The 22,574-nt window shown below is 71.1% G+C and carries 2 protein-coding genes; both read left to right on the forward strand.

Annotated elements, in window-relative coordinates; translation table 11 throughout:
- Nucleotides 1-218: 218 nt before the first annotated feature.
- Nucleotides 219-11,393 (forward strand): type I polyketide synthase, encoded by an 11,175-nt coding sequence (locus CPH93_RS37190; protein WP_443031453.1) that lies wholly within the window; start codon nucleotides 219-221, stop codon nucleotides 11,391-11,393.
- Nucleotides 11,394-11,499: 106 nt separating this feature from the next.
- Nucleotides 11,500-22,560, forward strand: coding sequence for a type I polyketide synthase (locus tag CPH93_RS02780; RefSeq protein ID WP_096215276.1), 11,061 nt, complete (start codon nucleotides 11,500-11,502; stop codon nucleotides 22,558-22,560).
- Nucleotides 22,561-22,574 lie beyond the last annotated feature (14 nt).

The raw sequence follows: 22,574 nt of genomic DNA on the forward strand, positions 1-22,574 counted from the left end.
CTGAGTCTGAGAACGTTCCTTCCGAGTCCGGTGCCGCGTCTGCCGGGACAGCGGGCGAGCCCGGGGCTACGCCGGGGGCCGAGCCGACCGCACAGCGGTCCGCTCTGGCGGAGCGGCTCACCGGACTGACCGCGGCCGAGCAGGAGCGCGCCGTACTTGAGCTCGTGCACGAGCAGACCGTCGCCGCGCTGCGCCGCGCCCGCCCGGACACCAAGGACGTGGTCGACACCGCCCGTCCCTTCCTGGAACTGGGCTTCGACTCGCTGGCCGCCGTGGACATGCACGCCCGGCTGTCCGCGGCCACCGGTCTGGAACTGCCCATCACAGCGGTCTATGACCACCCCACGCCGGTGGCGCTGAGCCGCTTCGTGCGCACCCGGGCCCTCGGTCTGGCGGCGGAGCCCGTCGCCCCGGCCGTCCGGCAGACCTCGGGGGACGACGACGATCCGGTCGCCATCATCGGAATCGGCTGCCACTACCCGGGCGGGGTCGACTCCCCCGAGGAATTCTGGGCGCTGATGGCCGACGGCCGGGAAGTGCTCTCGGACTTCCCCACCGACCGCGGCTGGGACGTCCCCGGCATGTTCGACCCGGACCCCGACCAGCCCGGCACGTCCTACGTCGACCAAGGCGGCTTCCTGGCGCACGCCGCCGAGTTCGACGCGGACTTCTTCAAGATCAGCCCACGCGAGGCGCTGGCGATGGACCCGCAGCAGCGGCTGGTCCTGGAGACCTCCTGGGAGGCGCTGGAGCGTGCCGGCATCAACCCGGCCTCGCTCCGCGGCAGCCGGACCGGTGTCTTCTTCGGCGCCGAGGTGCACGAGTACGGCACCCGGGTGCACCAGGCCCCCGTGGGCCTCGACGGCTACCTGATGACCGGCAACGCGCCGAGTGTCGCCTCCGGCCGCGTCTCCTACACCCTGGGCCTGGAAGGTCCCGCCGTCACGGTGGACACCGCGTGCTCCGGCTCGCTGGTCTCGCTGCACCTGGCGGCCCAGTCGCTGCGCAACGGCGAGTGCTCGCTGGCCCTGGTCGGCGGTGTCGCCGTGATGGGCAGCCCCGGCATGTTCACCGCGTTCAGCCGGCAGCGCGGCCTGGCCGCCGACGGCCGCTGCAAGGCCTTCGCCGAGGCCGCGGACGGCACCGGATTCGCCGAGGGCGTCGGCGTCTTCGTGGTGGAGCGGCTGTCGGACGCACGGCGCAACGGCCACCGGGTGCTGGCGGTGGTACGCGGCAGCGCCGTGAACCAGGACGGCGCCAGCAACGGCCTCACCGCCCCCAACGGCCCCTCCCAGCAACGGCTGATCCTCCAGGCCCTGGCCAACGCGGGCCTGCAACCGGGCGAGGTGGACGCCGTCGACGCACACGGCACGGGTACGAAGCTCGGCGACCCCATCGAGGCCCAGGCGATCCTGGCGACGTACGGCCAGGAGCGCCCCGCCGACCGGCCGCTGCGGCTGGGCTCGGCAAAGTCCAACCTCGGGCACACCCAGGCCGCCGGCGGCGCCGCCAGCGTGATCAAGATGGTGCTGGCCATGCAGCACCGCGTACTGCCCAAGACCCTGCACGTGGACGCACCGTCCTCGCATGTCGACTGGTCGGCGGGCGAGGTGGAACTGCTCACCGAGGCGATGCCGTGGGAGACCCCGGACGGCCGCCCGCGTCGCGCCGGAATCTCCGCGTTCGGGATCAGCGGGACGAATGCGCATGTGATCATCGAGGAGGGCCCTGCGGCGGACCTGGCCGAGGGGGCGCCGGAGCTTCCCGAGCCTTGTGTTTCCACGGGACCGGTGCCGCCGTTGGTGCTCAGCGCCCGTTCGGCTGAGGCGCTGAGCGCCCAGGCGACCGGGGTGCTCGGCCTGTTGGAGGGTGCGGATGCTCCGGAACCGGTGGACGTGGGGTATGCGCTGGCGACGACGCGGGCGCAGTTGGAGCACCGTGCGGTGGTCGCGGGTGCCGGCCGTGCAGAGCTGATCTCCGGGCTCACCGCGCTGGCTGCCGGCGAGGACTCGGCGGGCGTTACCCAGGGTGTGGCGGCTGAGGGGCGGCTGGCGTTTCTGTTCACCGGGCAGGGCGCGCAGCGGGCCGGGATGGGACGTGAACTGTACGACGCGTTCCCGGTGTTCGCGGAGGCGCTGGATGAGGCCTGCGGACATCTCGACCTTCAGCTTGAACGCCCTTTGAAGGAGGTGCTGTTCGCGGCGGACGGGGCGGCGGAGAGCGCTCTGCTCGACCGTACGGAATATGCGCAGCCTGCCCTCTTCGCTGTGGAGACGGCGTTGTTCCGGCTGGTGGAGTCGTGGGGCGTACGCCCTGACGTGGTGGCCGGGCACTCGATCGGTGAGATCACGGCGGCCCATGTGGCCGGGGTGCTGTCGCTGGCGGATGCGTGTGCGCTGGTGGCGGCCCGTGGGCGGCTGATGCAGGCCCTGCCTGACGGCGGGGTCATGGCAGCCGTTCAGGCCAGCGAGGAGGAGGTACGGGCGCTGCTCGACGGCGCCCAGGACGCGGCGATCGGCGCCATCAACGGCCCCCAGGCGGTGGTTGTTTCCGGAGCCGAGGACACCGTCAACACGGTCGTTCAGGAGCTACGGGCCCAGGGCCGTAAGACCTCGTTCCTGAAGGTCTCGCACGCCTTCCACTCCCCGCTCATGGACCCGATGCTCGACGAGTTCCGGCAGCTCGCCGAGATCCTCGACTATGCCGAGCCCCGTATCCCGGTGGTCTCCAACGTCACCGGCCGCACCACTACAGCCGGCGAGCTGGCCACTCCCGAGTACTGGGTGACCCATGCCCGTGAGGCGGTCCGCTTCGCCGACGGGATACGCGCTCTGGCCGACGACGGCGTCACCACCTACCTGGAGATCGGCCCCGACGCGGTCCTGACGGCCATGGCCACCACGGCTCTTCCTGACGATTCCACCCACCTCTTCATTCCCCTCCTCCGCCGCAACCGCCCCGAGCCGAACGAAACGCTCACCGCACTCGCCCGCCTATGGACCAACGGCCACACAGTCGACTGGACCACCCTCCACACCACGACCCCCACCCAACCCGTCGACCTTCCCACCTACCCCTTCCAACGCCGCCGCTACTGGCTCGAAGCCGCACCCGACAACGGTGACGCCACCACCCTCGGCCAGGCCCCCGCACACCACCCGCTGCTCGGTGCCCTCGTCACCGTCCCCGGCACCGACACCACCGTCCTCACCGGACGCATCAGCACCCAGACCCACCCCTGGCTCGCCGACCACACCATCATGGGCACCACCCTCCTGCCCGGCACCGCCTACGTCGAACTCGCCCTCCACGCCGGCCACCACACCGCCACCCCCCACCTCGAAGAACTCACCCTCCAAGCACCTCTCGTCCTCCAGTCCGACCTCCACACCGACCTCCGCGTGCAGACCAACGCCCCCGACGCCACGGGAGCCCGCAGCCTCACCATCCACTCCCGCCTCCACGGCACCCCCGACACCACTCCCTGGACCCTCCACGCCACCGCGACTCTGACCCCTCAGGCCCCCACCGCCGGCGGCGCAGACACCGATCTCACCGTATGGCCGCCGCCGGGCGCCCAGCCCCTCCCCGTCGACCGGGCATACGATCAACTCGCCGGTCAGGGCTACCACTACGGCCCCACCTTCCAAGGTCTCCAAGCCGCCTGGCAGCACGACAACACCACCTACGCCGAAATCACCCTCCCCCAGGAAACCCAGCACGACGCCACCGCCTACACCCTCCACCCCGCCCTCCTCGACGCAGCTCTTCACGCCACCGACCTCGCCCAGGGCGATGAGCCGCACGAGGCCCAGCAGACGGCTCTTCCCTTCGCATGGAGCGGCGTCACGGTGCATGCGACGGGCGCGACCTCGCTGCGGGTGGCCATCACCACCACGGCGAACGACGGCGTACGGCTCCAACTCGCCGACCCGGCAGGCAATCCGGTTGCCGTGGTGGAGGAGCTGGCCATGCGGCCCGTCTCGGCCGACCAGATCGCGGCTGCGCGCGACGGTGCCGATACCCCCCTCTACCTCGTGGAGTGGACCGCCCTACCGTCCGCCACGACTCCGCCGCGCTCCGGCGCGGACCGGGCGGAAGGCGACACCCGCACCTGGGCGGCGCTCGGCCCGCAGGCCGCGCAGTGGGAGTGGACCGGCGCCTCCACGTATCCCGAGCTGGCAGCGTTGTCCGGTGACGCACCGGACGTCGTCGTCCTGACCTGCGCGGAGGGCCGGGAGGGCGACGACATGCCTCAGCAACTACGCAAGGCCACCGGCAGTGTGCTGACGGCTCTTCAGGCATGGCTGGCGGACGAGCGGTTCGAGGATTCCCAGCTGGTGGTGGCGACGCGCGGGGCGGTCGGCCCGCGCGATGAGGATGCCGAGCCGGCGGACCTCGCGGGTGCGGCCGTGTGGGGCCTGGTGCGCTCCGCACAGGCCGAGCATCCGGACCGTTTCACCCTGCTGGACTGGGACGGCGCGCAGATTCCGCTTTCCCTGCTCGCCTCCGCTCTCTCCAGTGGTGAGCCGGAACTGGCCCTGCGCAACGGCGAGATCTACGTACCCCGACTCACCCGAGCCACCACACCCAACCCCACCCTCCAACCCACCGCCTTCGAAAACTGGGATCCCGAAGACACCGTCCTGATCACCGGCGGCACCGGCGGACTCGCCACCCTCCTCGCCGAACACCTCATCACCCACCACCACATCCGCCACCTCACCCTCGCCAGCCGACAAGGCCCCCACCACCCCAACGCCACCCACCTCACCCAACACCTCACCCAACTCGGCGCCCACATCACCCTCACCACCTGCGACGTCAGCAACCCCACCCAACTCACCCACCTCATCAACAACACCCCACGCCTCAAAGCCATCATCCACACCGCAGGCACCCTCCAAGACGCCACCCTCACCAACCAAACCCCCCACCACCTCAACACCACCCTCACCCCCAAAGCAGACGCCGCCTGGCACCTCCACCACACCACCCAACACCTCAACCTCACCCACTTCATCCTCTACTCCTCCGCCGCAGCCACCCTCGACGGAGCCGCACAAGCCAACTACGCAGCAGCCAACGCCTTCCTCGACGCCCTCGCCCACCACCGCCACACCCACAACCTCCCCGCACAATCCCTCGCCTGGGGCCTCTGGAACACACACCACGGCATGGCCACCCAACTCACCCAAACCGACCTCAACCGCACCAACAACGGCCCCCTCCTCCCCCTCACCACCACCCAAAACCTCACCCTCTTCGACACCGCACTCACCACCCACCACCCCACCCTCCTCCCCATCCGAACCAACCCCCACCACACCCACACCCACCCCCTCCTCCACACCCTCCACCCCCCAACACCCACCCGCCCCACCGCACACACCACCACAACCACCAACACACACCCCGAAGCCCTCTCCCCCCTGGCCGGACTGGACGCGGCAGAGCGCGAGCGCGCGCTGCTCGACCTGGTGCGTACACACGTCGCCGAGGTGCTGCACCACGACAGCGCAAGCGCCATCGACGGCCGGCGGCCGTTCACCGAGATCGGCTTCGACTCGCTCTCCGCTGTTGAGCTGCGCAACCGGCTCAACAAGGCAACCTCGCTTCGACTGCCCGCGACCCTGGTGTTCGACTACCCGACACCCGCGGCGCTGGCGCAGTACCTCGGCGACAAGCTGTTCGGCTCGGCCCTGGCCACGACCGCTGCCCCGGCCGTCGCCGCCAGCGCGCCCGCGGACGAACCGATCGCCATCGTCGGGATGAGCTGCCGCTTCCCCGGCGGCGTCAACACCCCAGAAGAACTCTGGCAGTTGCTCGCCGAAGGCCGCGACGGCATCTCACCGTTCCCCGACGACCGCGGCTGGCACGTCGACGACATCTACGACCCGGAACCGGGCAAGCCCGGCAAGACCTATGCGCGGGAGGGCGGTTTCCTGCACGACGCCGCCGACTTCGACGCCGAATTCTTCGGCATCTCCCCCCGCGAAGCCCTCGCCACCGACCCCCAACAACGACTCCTCCTCGAAACCTCCTGGGAAGCACTCGAACGCGCAGGCCTCAACCCCCACACCCTCCGCGGCACCAAAACCGGCGTCTTCGCCGGCATCATGTACCACGACTACGCCTCACGACTCGGCCACACACCCCTCCCCGAAGGCGTCGAAACCTACCTCGGCAACGGCAGCCTCGGCAGCATCGCCACCGGCCGCATCGCCTACACCCTCGGCCTCGAAGGCCCCGCAGTCAGCGTCGACACCGCATGCTCCTCCTCACTCGTCGCCCTGCACCTGGCGGTGCAGGCCCTGCGCAACGGCGAATGCACGCTCGCCCTCGCGGGCGGCGCGACCGTCATGTCGACGCCCGACACCTTCATCGACTTCAGCAGGCAGCGCGGCCTGGCGCACGACGGCCGCATCCGCTCCTTCGCCGACTCCGCCGACGGCACCGGCTGGGGCGAGGGGGTGGGAGTGCTGCTGGTGGAGCGTCTCTCTGACGCCCGCCGTAACGGGCACCCCGTCCTGGCGGTGGTACGGGGCTCCGCCGTGAACCAGGACGGCGCCAGCAACGGCCTCACCGCACCCAACGGCCCCTCCCAGCAACGCGTCATCCGCCAGGCCCTCCACAACGCCGGCCTCACCGCCACCGACATCGACGCCGTCGAAGCACACGGCACCGGCACCGTCCTCGGCGACCCCATCGAAGCCCAAGCCCTGATCGCCACCTACGGCCAGGACCGGGCGGAGGAGCGTCCGTTGTGGCTGGGTTCGGTGAAGTCGAACCTGGGGCACACGCAGGCTGCGGCGGGCGTCGCCGGGATCATCAAGATGGTCATGGCGATGCGCCACGGCATCCTGCCGAAGACCCTGCATGTGGACGAGCCGTCCTCAAAGGTGGACTGGTCGGACGGTCAGGTCCGGCTGCTGACCGAACAGGTGGAGTGGGAGGGTACGACCCCGCGCCGGGCGGGCGTCTCCTCGTTCGGCATCAGCGGCACCAACGCACACGTCATCCTCGAAGAGGCCCCGCCGACGGACGAGATGCCGGAACGTCCCGCCTCGACGGGACCGGTGCCGCCGCTGGTGCTCAGCGCCCGTTCGGCCGAGGCACTGAGCGCCCAGGCGGCCGGGGTACTCGGCCTGCTGGAGGGTGCGGATGCTCCGGAACCGGTGGACGTGGGGCATGCGCTGGCGACGTCGCGGGCGCAGCTGGAGCACCGTACGGTGGTCGCGGGTGCCGGCCGTGCAGAGCTGGTGGCCGGGCTGACCGCGCTGGCTGCCGGCGAGGACGCGGTGGGCGTGGTCCGCGGTGTGGCGGCTGAAGGCCGACTGGCGTTTCTGTTCACCGGGCAGGGCGCGCAGCGTGCGGGGATGGGGCGTGAGCTGTATGAGGCGTTCCCGGTGTTTGCGCAGGCGCTGGATGAGATCTGCGGACATCTTGACCCTCTTCTCCAACAGCCTTTGAAGGACTTGCTGTTCGCGGAGAAGGACGGGTCGGCAGAGAGCGCTCTGCTGGATCGAACCGAGTATGCGCAGCCCGCCCTGTTCGCGGTCGAGGCAGCGCTGTTCCGGCTCGTCGAGTCCTGGGGCGTGCGCCCTGACGTGGTGGCCGGGCACTCGATCGGTGAGATCACGGCGGCCCACGTGGCCGGGGTGCTGCCGCTGGCGGATGCATGTGCGCTGGTGGCGGCCCGTGGCCGGCTGATGCAGGCCCTGCCCGACGGTGGCGTCATGGCAGCCGTTCAAGCGACCGAGGAAGAGGTACGGGCGCTGCTCGACGGCGCCCAGGACGCAGCGATCGGCGCCATCAACGGCCCCCAAGCGATGGTCGTCTCCGGCGCCCAGGACACCGTCAACTCGATCGTTCAGGAGCTACGGGCCCAGGACCGTAAGACATCCTTCCTCAAGGTCTCGCACGCCTTCCACTCCCCGCTCATGGACCCAATGCTCGACGAGTTCCGCACGGTAGTGGCAGGTCTGACCTACACGGAGCCTCGTATCCCGTTGGTCTCGAACGTCACCGGCCGCCCTGCCACAGCGGGCGAGCTGACCACCCCCGAGCACTGGGTAACGCATGCCCGTGAGGCGGTCCGCTTCGCCGACGGGATACGCGCCCTGGCCGACGACGGCATCACCACCTACCTGGAGATCGGCCCCGACGCCGTCCTGACCGCCATGGGTCCCGCCGCCCTGCCCGACGACACCACCCACCACTTCATCCCCCTCCTCCGCCGCAACCGCCCCGAACACACCGAAACCCACACCGCACTCGCCCGCCTATGGACCAACGGCCACCCCGTCAACTGGACCACCCTCCACACCACGACCCCCACCCAACCCGTCGACCTCCCCACCTACCCCTTCCAACGCCGCCGCTACTGGCTCAATGCGGTAGCGGAGCAGGCAGACGTGGCCACTGCTGGTCTGGTTCCTGCGGAGCATCCGCTGCTCGGTGCCGCCATCGCTCTGCCGGAGTCGGATGCGGTGGTACTGACGGGCCGCATCAGTCTCCAGTCCCACCCCTGGCTGGCCGATCACGCGGTCATGGGCAGCACGCTCCTGCCCGGCACCGCCTGCGTCGAGCTCGCGCTGCGGGCGGGCGACCAGGTGGGGTGCGGCCTGCTGGAAGAGCTCACCCTTGAGGTGCCGCTCGTCCTCCCGCAGCACGGTGGCTGCGACCTACGGGTGTCCGTCGGGGAGCCTGACGAGTCCGCCCGTAGGCAGGTCAGTGTGTACGCGCGGAACCAGGACGCAGCTGGGGACGATCCCTGGACCCGGCATGCCCGTGGTCTCCTCGTGGACGAGGCGGTCGTATCCGGTTCCGGGGCCGATCTGAGCGTATGGCCGCCCGAGGGTGCCACGCCCGTCGAGGTGAGCGTGCTCTACCCGGCCCTGGCCGCGGACGGCCTTGAGTACGGTCCGGTCTTCCGGGGGCTGCGCGCCGCCTGGCGCCGTGGCGGCGAGATCTTCGCCGAGGTCGTCCTCCCCGAGGAGGCCCATGGTGACGCCGGCGCGTTCGGGCTGCACCCGGCGCTCCTGGACGCCGCACTGCACGCCACCGAGTTGGTGGTTGACGGCACCCGGCAGCCCGGCAGCGGTGCGTCACTCCCGTTCGCGTGGAGCGGGGTGTCGCTGCACGCCTCGGGGGCGACCTCGCTGCGGGTCAGGGTCGCGGCGGTCGAGGGCAGCGCGGACACGACGACGCTGGATCTGGCCGACGCTGCCGGAGTGCCGGTGGCAACGGTTCGGGCCATGGCCGCCCGGCCGGTGTCGGCCGAGCAGATCACGACGGCTCGCGAGGGGGCGCTGCCGCTGTACCAGGTGGAGTGGACGCCGATGCCGACGGACGGGGTGAGTCCGGCCGCGGCTGTTCCGGACGGCTGGGTGGTGCTCGGCCCGGAGGCGGACGACCGGGCGTGGCCGGGGATCACGTCGTACCCGGATGTTGCCTCGCTTGGCGATGTGGTGCCACAGGTGGCGCTACTGCCGTGCCCAGTGGTCGAGTTCGAGGGCGCGGACGGGGACGGGGACGGGGACGGGGACGATGCCACCGCGATGCCGCAACGGCTGCGCGAGGTGCTCGGTGAGGTGCTCAGCACCCTGCAGCAGTGGTTGGCGCAGGAGCGGCTGGCATCCTCCCTGCTGGTCGTCGTCACACGGGACACGGAGGGCTACGGCAGCCTGATCAATGCCGCGGTGGAGGGCCTGGTCCGGTCGGCGCAGGCGGAGAATCCGGGCTGCTTCGTGCTGGCCCGCTGGGATGGTGACGCGGCCTCGGCCCGCTACTTCCCGACGGCGCTTGCCAGCGACGAGCCACAGGTGTGGGTCCAGGCGGACGGTGTGCGCGTGGCCCGGCTGGAGCGCGTCGTACCGGAGGAGAAGGCTGCGGAGTCGCCGGCGGTCACGGGTTTTGAGGACTGGGATCCCGAGGACACCGTCCTGATCACCGGCGGCACCGGCGGACTCGCCGGCCTCCTCGCCGAACACCTCATCACCCACCACCACATCCGCCACCTCACCCTCGCCAGCCGACAAGGCCCCCACCACCCCAACGCCACCCACCTCACCCAACACCTCACCCAACTCGGCGCCCACATCACCCTCACCACCTGCGACGTCAGCAACCCCACCCAACTCACCCACCTCATCAACAACACCCCACGCCTCAAAGCCATCATCCACACCGCAGGCACCCTCCAAGACGCCACCCTCACCAACCAAACCCCCCACCACCTCAACACCACCCTCACCCCCAAAGCAGACGCCGCCTGGCACCTCCACCACACCACCCAACACCTCAACCTCACCCACTTCATCCTCTACTCCTCCGCCGCAGCCACCCTCGACGGAGCCGCACAAGCCAACTACGCAGCAGCCAACGCCTTCCTCGACGCCCTCGCCCACCACCGCCACACCCACAACCTCCCCGCACAATCCCTCGCCTGGGGCCTATGGAACACACACCACGGCATGGCCACCCAACTCACCCAAACCGACCTCAACCGCACCAACAACGGCCCCCTCCTCCCCCTCACCACCACCCAAAACCTCACCCTCTTCGACACCGCACTCACCACCCACCACCCCACCCTCCTCCCCATCCGAACCAACCCCCACCACACCCACACCCACCCCCTCCTCCACACCCTCCACCCCCCAACACCCACCCGCCCCACCGCACACACCACCACAACCACCAACAGTCGCCAGGACCATGCGTCGCTGGAGGAGCGACTGGCTCCCCTCGGCGACGACGAGCGGCGCCATCTGCTGGAGGACCTGATCTGCGGCGAGGTGGCCGGGGTACTCGGACACGCCGATGGCTCCTCGCTCGATCCGGCCCGGTCCTTCCAGGACTCCGGGTTCGACTCGCTCACCGCAGTGGAGCTGCGCAACCGGCTGAAGAAGGTCACCGGGCAGCGGCTGTCGGCCACCTTGGTCTTCGACTATCCGACGCCGCAGACCATGGCGAAGTACCTGCTGGAGGAGTTGCTGCCGGCCGTCGAGGAAATCGAGGCGCGGCTGCAGGTCCCGGAAGCGGACGAGGAGGCGCTGCGCCGGCTGCTCGACTCGGTGCCGCTGACCCGTATCAAGGAAGCGGGCCTGCTGGACGCGCTGCTGGCACTGGCCCCGTCCACGCTCCCGGCAGGGGGCGCGGAGGCCGGTGACGTTCCTGCCGCCGGTGCCCGTACCGAAGACGGGGCGAGCACTCCCGACAGCGATCAGGCCGGTCAGAACACCGGTCAGGCAGCCGGTCAAAACGACTCGGCCCCGGCCGGCGACCAGGCCGACCAGAGCGACCAGAGCGACGCGATCCTCGCCATGGACATCGACGATCTCGTCCGTGCGGCGTTCGAGCGCAGCGACTCCGAACAGCCCGAGTGACCGTTGCGGCCGGGTGCCGGTCCCCCACCGCACCGGGGGGGGCCGGCACCCGGCCCGGCGGAGCGAGCCCCGTGATACGAGCGACCGAGGAATGCGAGTGACCACCGTGGATACACCTGTCCAGAAGATCGCCGAGGCGCTGCGCACCTCGCTGCTGGAGAACGAGCGGCTGCGCCGGCGGTATGACGAGGTCACCGCCGCCGCGGCGGAACCAGTGGCGATCGTGGGCATGAGCTGCCGTTTTCCGGGAGATGTGGAGTCTCCTGAGGACCTGTGGTCGCTCGTCGACGCGGGCGGCGACGCGATCACCGGGTTCCCGGACAACCGGGGCTGGGACCTCGACGGGGTGTACGACCCGGAGGGGAAGCGCACGCACACCAGCTATACGGGGCAGGGCGGATTCCTGCACCGGGCACCGGAGTTCGACGCGGCATTCTTCGGGATGAGCCCGCACGAGGCGACCGCCACCGACCCTCAGCAGCGGCTGCTGCTGGAGGTCGCGTGGGAGGCGTTCGAGCGGGCCGGGATCGACCCGACTGACCTGACTGGCAGTCAGACCGGGGTTTACGCGGGCGTCATGGCCACCGACTATCCGGTCCGGGTGGGTACGGTTCCCGAGGGTGCCGAAGGCTTCATGGTCACCGGCACCGACGGCAGCATCGTGTCCGGCCGGATCTCCTACACCCTCGGCCTGGAGGGGCCCGCCGTCTCGATCGACACGGCCTGCTCGTCCTCGCTGGTGGCGCTGCACCTCGCGGTGCAGGCGCTGCGCCAGGGCACCTGCACGCTGGCGCTGGCCGGCGGCGTCACCGTGATGTCCACGGCCCGTACGTTCGTCGAGTTCAGCCGGCAGCGCGGACTGGCCCTGGACGGCCGCTGCCGGTCCTTCGCCGATGCCGCCGCCGGTACGGGCTGGGGCGAGGGCGCCGGCATGCTCGTACTGGAGAAGCTGTCCGACGCGCGCCGGAACGGCCGACGGATTCTCGCGGTGGTGCGGGGCTCCGCGCTGAACCAGGACGGTGCCAGTAACGGACTCACCGCGCCCAACGGTCCGTCCCAGCAGCGTGTGATCCGGCAGGCGCTGGCCGACGCGGGGCTCACCACCGGGGATGTCGACGTGGTGGAGGCGCACGGCACCGGGACCGTGCTCGGCGACCCCATCGAGGCCCAGGCGCTGATGGCCACCTACGGCAAGGGCCGTTCGGCGAAGGACCCGTTGTGGCTGGGCTCGGTCAAGTCGAACATCGGGCACACCCAGGCCGCCGCGGGGGTGGCCGGGGTGATCAAGGCAGTGATGGCGATGCGGCACGGTGTGCTGCCCAGGACCTTGCATGTGGATGCCCCGTCGTCGAAGGTCGACTGGGCGGACGGGGCGGTGGAACTGCTCACCGAGCCGGTGCCGTGGGAGCGTGAGCGCCCGCGCCGCGCGGGCGTGTCGTCGTTCGGCCTGAGCGGCACCAACGCCCATGTGATCCTGGAACAGGCCCCTGCGCCGGACCCGGCCCCGTCCGGTGCACCGGCGGGCCACGTCATCGACGCGGTGCGCGCGGACGAGCCGGTCGCCGCCGCGCTGCCGTTCCTCCTCACCGCCAAGAGCGGAGCGGCGTTGCGCGCCCAGGCCGGGCGGCTCGCCGAGCGGGTGGCGGCCGACCCCGGGCTGCGTCCGGCAGATCTCGCGCACTCCCTGGCGACCACTCGCGCCGCGCTGGAGCACCGGGCCGTGCTGGTCGCGGACGGGATGCCGGAGCTGCTGGCCGGGCTGCGGGCCACGGCCGCCGGCGAGATCCCGGACAACGTGGTGAGCGGCACCGCCGGCGGCCGGCCCAAGGTCGCCTTCGTCTTCCCCGGGCAGGGCTCGCAATGGGTGGGCATGGCCCGGGAACTCCTGGACCGTTCCCCGGCGTTCGCCGCCCGGATACGGGAGTGTGCCCAGGCCCTCAGCCCCTTTGTCGACTGGGATCTGCTGGCCGTACTACGGGGCGAGCCGGGCGCACCGACCCTGGAACGGGTCGATGTGATCCAGCCGGTGCTGTTCTCCGTACTGGTCTCGCTGGCGGAACTGTGGCGCGCGCACGGGGTGCAGCCCGGCGCGGTGGTGGGTCACTCCCAGGGTGAGATCGCGGCTGCCTGTGTCGCGGGGGCGCTGTCCCTGGAGGACGCCGCCCGCGTGGTGACGCTGCGCAGCCAGGCCATCGCCCGGCGGCTGGCCGGGCCCGGCGGCATGATGTCGGTGTCGTCCCCCGCCGAGCAGGTGGCGGAGCGGCTGCGCCGCTGGGACGGCCGGCTGTCCGTCGCCGCGATCAACGGCGCGGGGTCGGTGGCGGTCTCCGGTGACTCCGATGCGCTGGACGAACTCCTCGCCGAGCTGCAGTCCGAGGACATCTGGGCGCGCAGGATTCCGGTCGATTACGCCTCACACTCCGCCCATGTGGAGTCCATCGAGGCGGAGTTGCTGGCGGCCCTTGCGGACATCACCCCCCGGGCGTCCCGCATCCCGTTCTACTCGACCGTGACGGCGTCGCTGATCGACACCAGCGGGCTGGACGCGTCGTACTGGTACCGCAATCTGCGGCAGACGGTGCGCTTCGAGGAGACCACCCGGGCGCTGCTGGCGGACGGCTACGGCGTCTTCATCGAGTCCAGCCCGCACCCCGTGCTGTCCATGGGCATCCAGGAGACGGGCGACGCGGCGGGCCGGCAGGTCACCGCGGTCGGCTCGCTGCGCAGGGACGACGGCGGCATGGACCGTTTCCTGCTCGCCCTCGGCGAGGTCTGGGCGCAGGGGGTGGCGGTGGACTGGGCGCCGCTGTTCACGCCGTACGCCCCGGCGTGGGTGGATCTGCCGACCTACCCGTTCCAGCGCCGGCCGTACTGGCCGCGCCCGGACACCGCCGGTGGGGACGTGACGTCTGCCGGGCTCGACGCCGCCGATCATCCGCTGCTGGGCGCAGTGGTGCGGCTGGCCGATGCGGACGGTGCGCTGCTGACCGGGCGGATCGGCCTCGACACCCATCCCTGGCTGGCGGACCACGCGGCCGGCGGTACGGTGCTGCTGCCTGGCACGGCGCTGGTGGAACTCGCCGTACGGGCGGGTGACCAGGTCGGTTGCGGCCGCATCGACGAACTCACCCTGACCGCACCGCTGTTGCTGCCCGAGCGAGGCGGCGTCCAGTTACAGGTCTTTGTGGGGGTGCCCGATCCGGCCGGCCGGCGCCCGGTGAGCGTACATGCGCGCCCGCTGACCGGCCCCGCCGAAGAGGGCGCCGACACGCCCTGGACCTCCCACGCGGACGGCTTCCTCGTGCCCGAGGCGGCCCACCCCGCCGACCCCGCGGCGTCGGCGTCGGAGGTCTGGCCGCCGACGGGCGCCACCGCGCTTGAGGTGTCGGACCTGTACGAGCGGCTCGGCGACCAGGGTTACGGCTACGGCCCGTCCTTCCAGGGGCTGCAGGCCGCCTGGCAGCGCGGCGACGAGGTCTTCGCGGAGGTCGCGCTGCCCGAGGACGTCCGCGCCGAGGCGGCCAGGTTCGGCCTGCACCCGGCGCTGCTGGACGCGGCGCTGCACGCCGCCGGCCTGGGCCGGTTCGGCGCTGCCGAGGCCGCAGACGACGGGATCCGGCTGCCCTTCAGCTGGACCGGCGTGAGCCTTCGGGCCGTGGGCGCGAGCGCGGTGCGGGTACGGATCTCGCCGGCCGGCGACGACGCGGTGAGTCTGCACCTGGCAGACGCGGCCGGTGCCCCCGTCGCGTCCGTCGACGCTCTGATACTGCGCCCGGTCTCCCCCGGTGCGCTGTCCGCCACCCCGGCACCACACCGCGACTCACTGTTCCAGGTGGAGTGGCAGCAGGCCGCACGCACGACGGATGAAGCGGTGGCGGACGCGGTGCCGTGGGCACTGCTGGACGGACCCTGGGCACTTCTGGACGAGTCCGCGGCCGCCGGTAGCTACGCCGGCCTCCTGCCGGCCGAAGGCCAGGTGGCCGCCGACGGGTCGGAGGGGCAGCCGCTGCCGGATGTGCTGGTCCTCCCCTGCCCGCCGGTGGACATCAGGGACGACTGCGATGCGGAGTCGGTGCCCCAGCGGCTGCGCGATGTGCTCGGCATCGTACTGGCCGCGTTGCAGCGGTGGTCGGCAGAGGACCGGCCGGTCTCGTCCCGACTGGCCGTGATCACCCGGGGCGCGGCCGGGCCGGAGGGGCTGCCGGTCGACCTGGTCGGCGCGGCCGTCTGGGGCCTGGTGCGCTCCGCGCAGGCCGAGACACCGGACTGCTTCGTCCTGGTCGACTCGGACGGCACACCGGAATCCGCGCAACGGCTCGCCTCGGCGGCACTGTCGAGTGGTGAGCCGGAACTGGCCCTGCGCAACGGCGAAACCTACGTACCCCGACTCACCCGAGCCACCACACCCAACCCCACCCTCCAACCCACCGCCTTCGAAAACTGGGACCCCGAGGACACCGTCCTGATCACCGGCGGCACCGGCGGACTCGCCACCCTCCTCGCCGAACACCTCATCACCCACCACCACATCCGCCACCTCACCCTCGCCAGCCGACAAGGCCCCAACCACCCCAACGCCACCCACCTCACCCAACACCTCACCCAACTCGGCGCCCACATCACCCTCACCACCTGCGACGTCAGCAACCCCACCCAACTCACCCACCTCATCAACAACACCCCACGCCTCAAAGCCATCATCCACACCGCAGGCACCCTCCAAGACGCCACCCTCACCAACCAAACCCCCCACCACCTCAACACCACCCTCACCCCCAAAGCAGACGCCGCCTGGCACCTCCACCACACCACCCAACACCTCAACCTCACCCACTTCATCCTCTACTCCTCCGCCGCAGCCACCCTCGACGGAGCCGCACAAGCCAACTACGCAGCAGCCAACGCCTTCCTCGACGCCCTCGCCCACCACCGCCACACCCACAACCTCCCCGCACAATCCCTCGCCTGGGGGCTGTGGACCCAGGACACGGGTATGACCACGCATCTGACCTCGGCAGACGTGGAGCAGATGGCGAAGTCCGGGGTGCGCGGGCTGTCGGGAGAGGAGGGCCTCGCGCTCTTCGACACCGCCGTGTCCAGCGGGGCGCCGGTCCTGCTGCCGATCCGCCTGGACCTGGCTGCGCTGCGCGACCGCCCCGCACTGCCGCCGTTGCTGAGCGGCCTGGTCCGCCCGGCCGCCCGCCGCGCGGTCGCCGCCACGACCACCGACGGCAGCGGCACCCTGGCCCACCAACTGCTCCGGATGCCGGTACCCGAGCGCGACCGGCTGCTGCTGGATCTGGTACGAACCCAGGTCGCCGGCGTTCTCGGACATGAGAGCGGCGATGCCGTCGAACCGGACCGGGCCTTCAAGGACTTGGGGTTCGACTCCCTCGCCGCCGTGACCCTGCGCAACCGGCTCGGCGCGGCGGCCGGGATCCGGCTGCCGGTCACCCTGGTCTTCGACCACCCCACACCGACCGCACTGGCGGAGTACCTCCGGGCCGAACTCGTCGGGGCGGACGCGCACGGCACGGACGCCCCTGTCACGGCCTCCGGCGCCGCCGCGCCCGACGAGCCGATCGCCATCGTCGGCATGAGCTGCCGCTTCCCCGGTGGCGTCAACACCCCCGAAGAACTATGGGAGTTGCTCGCCAACGGCCGCGACGGTATCTCCCCCTTCCCCGACGACCGCGGCTGGGACATCGAGGAGATCTGCGACACCAGCGGACTGCGGGCGAACACCAGCCACGCGCGGGAGGGCGGTTTCCTGCACGACGCCGCCGACTTCGACGCCGAATTCTTCGGCATCTCCCCCCGCGAAGCCCTCGCCACCGACCCCCAACAACGCCTCCTCCTCGAAGCCTCCTGGGAAGCACTCGAACGCGCAGGCCTGGACCCCCACACCCTCCGCGGCAGCAAAACCGGCGTCTTCGCCGGCATCATGTACCACGACTACGCCTCACGACTCGGCCGCTCCACCCTCCCCGAAGGCGTCGAAACCTACCTCGGCAACGGCAGCCTCGGCAGCATCGCCTCCGGCCGCATCGCCTACACCCTCGGACTCGAAGGCCCCGCAGTCAGCGTCGACACCGCATGCTCCTCCTCACTCGTCGCACTCCACTGGGCGATCCAGGCCCTGCGCAACGGCGAATGCACGCTCGCCCTCGCGGGCGGAGTGTCGGTGATGTTCACGCCGGAGACGTTCATCGACTTCAGCAGGCAGCGGAATCTGGCCCCGGACGGCCGGACGAAGGCCTTCGCCGGGTCGGCGAACGGCACCAGCCTCTCCGAGGGGGTGGGCGTGCTGCTGGTGGAGCGGTTGTCGGATGCCCGGCGCCACGGCCACCGCGTGCTGGCGGTGGTACGCGGCAGCGCCGTCAACCAGGACGGCGCCAGCAACGGACTCACGGCACCCAACGGCCCCTCGCAGCAGCGGGTGATCCGGCAGGCCCTGGCCAACGCGAGCCTGCAACCGGCCGAGGTGGACGCCGTCGAAGCACATGGCACCGGTACGAAGCTGGGCGACCCCATCGAGGCCCAGGCGCTGCTGGCAACGTACGGCCAGGACCGGGTGGAAGGACGTCCGCTGTGGCTCGGTTCGGTGAAGTCGAACCTGGGGCACACGCAGGCTGCGGCCGGCGTCGCCGGCGTCATCAAGATGGTCATGGCGATGCGCCACGGTGTCCTGCCGAAGACTCTGCACGTGGACGAGCCCACCCCGCACGTCGACTGGTCGGCCGGACATGTGGAGCTCCTGACCGAGGCGACTCCTTGGGCAGGGGAAGAGCGCCGCCGGGCGGGAGTGTCGTCCTTCGGAATCAGCGGCACCAACGCCCACGTGATCCTGGAGGAAGCTCCGGACGACCACACGGCTCAAGACGACCAGGCCGCCCCAGAACCCCGCGCATCCGCGGGGCCGGTGCTGTGGCCGGTGTCCGGGGCGAGCGCGGAGGGCCTGCGGGCCCAGGCGGCAAGCCTGCTGAGCTTGTTGGAGAGTGCGGATGCTCCGGAGCCGGTGGATATGGGGTATGCGCTGGCGACGACGCGTGCACAGCTGGAGCACCGTGCGGTGGTCGTGGGCAGCGACGGTACGGAGCTGGCGGCCGGGCTGCGTGCCCTGACCGACGACGATTCGGCCCCGGGGCTGGTCCGGGCAGTGGCCCGCACTGGCGGGAAGACCGCCTTCCTCTTCACCGGGCAGGGTGCGCAGCGGGTGGGGATGGGGCGTGAGCTGTATGAGGCGTTCCCGGTGTTTGCGCAGGCGCTGGATGAGGTCTGCGGATACCTTGACGGTCTTCTCCAACGGCCTTTGAAGGAGGTGCTGTTCGCGGAGGAGGACGGGGCTGCGGAGAGCGCTCTGCTGGACCGTACCGAGTATGCGCAGCCCGCCCTGTTCGCGGTCGAGGCAGCGCTGTTCCGGCTCGTCGAGTCCTGGGGCGTTCGCCCTGACGTGGTGGCCGGGCACTCGATCGGTGAGATCACGGCGGCCCATGTGGCCGGGGTGCTGTCGCTGGCGGATGCGTGTGCGCTGGTGGCGGCCCGTGGCCGGCTGATGCAGGCCCTGCCTGACGGTGGCGTCATGGCAGCTCTCCAAGCCACCGAGGAGGAGGTGCTCGGGCTGCTTGATGGCGCCCAGGACGCGGCGATCGGCGCCATCAACGGCCCCCGCGCGGTGGTCGTCTCCGGAGCCGAGGACACCGTCAACTCGATCGTTCAGGAGCTACGGGCCCAGGGCCGTAAGACATCCTTCCTGAAGGTCTCGCACGCCTTCCACTCCCCGCTCATGGACCCGATGCTCGACGAGTTCCGCACGATCGTGGCAGGTCTGACCTACACCGAGCCCCGAATCCCGGTGGTCTCCAACGTCACCGGCCGCCCCGCCACAGCGGGCGAGCTGACCACCCCCGAGTACTGGGTCACCCACGCCCGTGAAGCGGTCCGCTTCGCCGACGCGATACGCGCCCTGGCCGACGACGGCATCACCACCTACCTGGAGATCGGCCCCGACGCCGTCCTGACCGCTATGGCTCCTGCCGCCTTGCCCGACGACACCACCCACCTCTTCATCCCCCTCCTGCGCCGCAACCGCCCTGAGCCGACCGAGACCCTCACCGCACTCGCCCGCCTATGGACCAACGGCCACCCCGTCGACTGGACCACCCTCCACACGACGCCCCCCACCCAGCCCGTCGACCTGCCCACCTACCCCTTCCAACGCCGCCGCTACTGGCTCGAAGCCGCACCCGACACCGGCAATGTCGCCATCCTGGGCCAGGCTCCCGCGGACCATCCACTTCTCGGCGCCGTACTTCACCGTGCCGACTCGGACGAAACCATCCTCACCGGTCGTATCTCGCTCCAGACGCATCCCTGGCTGGCCGACCATGCGATCAGCGACAGCGTGCTCCTCCCGGGTACGGCGCTCGTCGAACTGGCCCTCCACGCAGGCGACCACACCGGTACCCCCCACCTCGAAGAACTCACCCTCCAAGCACCGGTCGTGCTGCCCTCGGAGCAGGCTCTGCACCTCCAGATCACGGTCGGCTCGCCGGACACATCCGGCCACCGGACCGTCACCATCCACTCGCGCCCCCACTCCAGCGACGCCCACACCGAAAACGCTCCCTGGACACAGCACGCCCAAGGCGTCCTCTCCCCTCAACTCCCCCTCCATGAGCCCGATTCTGGGCTCGCCACTTGGCCGCCTGCCGAAGCCCGGCCCGTCCCAGTGCACGACCTCTACGAGGAGCTCGCGGCGCAGGACTACCACTACGGCCCGGTCTTCCAGGGCCTCCAGGCCGCCTGGCGGCACGGCAAGGAGATCTACGCCGAGGTCGTACTGCCGGACGAGGCCCACGACGACGTCGGCGCATTCGGTCTTCATCCCGCCCTCTTCGATGCCGCCCTGCACGCCGCTGATCTGGGCGGTGGGGACGTGGCGACCGCTCCGGGCGCCGGGAGCGAGCAGTCGGGCATGCTGCTGCCGTTCGCCTGGGAGGGCGTGGCGCTGTATGCGTCCGGCGCTACCCGGCTACGCGTACGGATCACCCGTACGGCCGACAACACGCTGTCCGTAGTTGCGGCCGATGCGCAGGGCGAACCGGTGGCCTCGGTGCGGTCCCTGGTCCTGCGCCCGGTCGATGCGGAGCAGTTGCGTCTACATCAGGGCCCCGAGGGTGGCCACCAGCCGCTGTACACCGTGGACTGGCTGCCCTGGGACCGGCCGGTGACGGCCGACGCAAGCGCGGAGGTCCTCGCCGTCCGGCCAACCGGCAATTGTTCCGGAGCGGCCGAGTGGGTGGCCGGTGCCGAGGCGCTGTTGCCGGACACGGTTCCGGCCGAGGTGGTGGTCCACTGCGACGAGGTGACAGCCACCCCGGGCGGTACGTTTCCGGAGCTCGCCACGGCGGTTCGGGCCGCTACCGGGCGGGTGTTGGCATTGCTCCAGCGCTGGCTGGTGGACGAGCGGTTCGCCGCGTCCCGGATCGTCCTCGTCACGCGGGGCGCCGTCGCGACCACCCGCCCCGGCGAATTGCCGGAGGACGTAAGCGACCTGGCGGGCTCGACGGTGTGGGGCTTGGTGCGCGCGGTGCGTGAGGAGCATCCGGGCCGGGTGGCGCTGGTGGACGTGGACGGGACGCCGGAGTCGGAGAAGGCGCTGGCGGCTGTGGTGGCGAGTGGAGAGCCGGAGGTCGCCCTCCGTGGTGGTGCGGCCTTCGTCCCCCGGCTCGTACGGGCAGCAGCGGTCGACGCAAGCGCCGACCAGGGTGTACGTCAACTCGACGACAAGGGCACGGTGTTGGTCACCGGAGGCACCGGCGGACTGGGCAGCGCGCTCGCCCGGCATCTGGTGACGGCCCACGGAGTGCGCCATCTGCTCCTGCTCAGTCGCCGCGGTCCGGACGCCGAGGGGGCCGGCAAGCTCGTCGCTCAGCTGGCCGAGTTCGGTGCGAGCGTCGATGTCGTGGCCTGCGATGCGTCGGACGAGGAAGACCTGGCCGCGGCTCTCGCACGGATTCCGGCCGCGCATCCGCTGACGGGTGTCATCCATGCCGCCGGCGTGCTGGACGATGCGACGCTGGCCTCGCTGACTCCCGAGCGGTTCGAGACGGTGCTGCGTCCCAAGGTGGACGCGGCGCTCAATCTGCACCGGCTGACGGCGGACACCGAACTGTCGGCGTTCGTGCTGTTCTCCTCCGCGGCGGGCACGCTCGGCGCGGCCGGTCAGGCCAACTATGCGGCGGCGAACGTCTTCCTGGACGCGCTGGCGCAGCATCGTCGGGCCCAGGGGCTCCCCGGATTGTCGCTGGCCTGGGGTCTGTGGCACGCGGAGCACGGAATGGGTGACCAGCTCGCCCGAGCCGATCTGCGGCGGATGACGCGCTCCGGTATGCGGGCGCTCTCGCCGGACGAGGGCCTGGCCCTGTTCGACGCCGCCCTCGCTCAGCCGGAGCCCGCCGACCCGGCCGGAACCACCGGGCCGGGCCGGCCGGCGGTACTGCTGCCGATGGTGCTGGACACCAGCCGTATGCGGGCCGACGGCGTCCCGGCCATGATGCAGGCCCTGGTACGGACGCCGACCCGCCGGGTGCTGGACAGCGGCGCGGGCTCGGCCGGTGCGGAATCACAAGCCGCCGTGCTGGTGGGGCAGTTGGCGGCGATGTCGGTGAAGGAGCAGGAACGTACGCTGCTGCACCTGGTGCGTCGCCACGCTGCCGAGGTTCTGGGGCATGCCCGCGGGGAGACCGTCGATCCGCTGCGTGGCTTCGTCGAGCTGGGCTTCGACTCGCTGACGGCGCTGGAGCTGCGCAACCGGCTGGGACGTGCCAGCGGGCTTCGGCTGCCGTCCACGCTGATCTACGACCATCCGACTCCGCTGGCCGCGGCCCGTCATCTGCGTACCGAACTCGTCGACGAGGACGTCACCGCGGGTCCGTCGCTGGAGGCGGAGCTCGCCGGCCTGGAGGCCGCCATGAGCGGTGCCGTGCCGGACGCGGCCGAGCACGCTCGGGTCTCGGCACGGCTGCGGGCGCTGGCGGCGCAGTGGGGCGAGGCGTACCGCCCGGACGGCGAGCACACGCTGGAGGACGACCGGGCGGAGCTGGAGTCGGTGTCCGCCGATGAGCTGATGGACATCCTCGACGGTGAGCTGGACGCCGACTGACGGGGAGTAGGGAG

It is taken from the genome of Streptomyces sp. 2323.1 (assembly GCF_900221035.1).
In the GTDB taxonomy this organism is placed as follows: domain Bacteria; phylum Actinomycetota; class Actinomycetes; order Streptomycetales; family Streptomycetaceae; genus Streptomyces; species Streptomyces sioyaensis.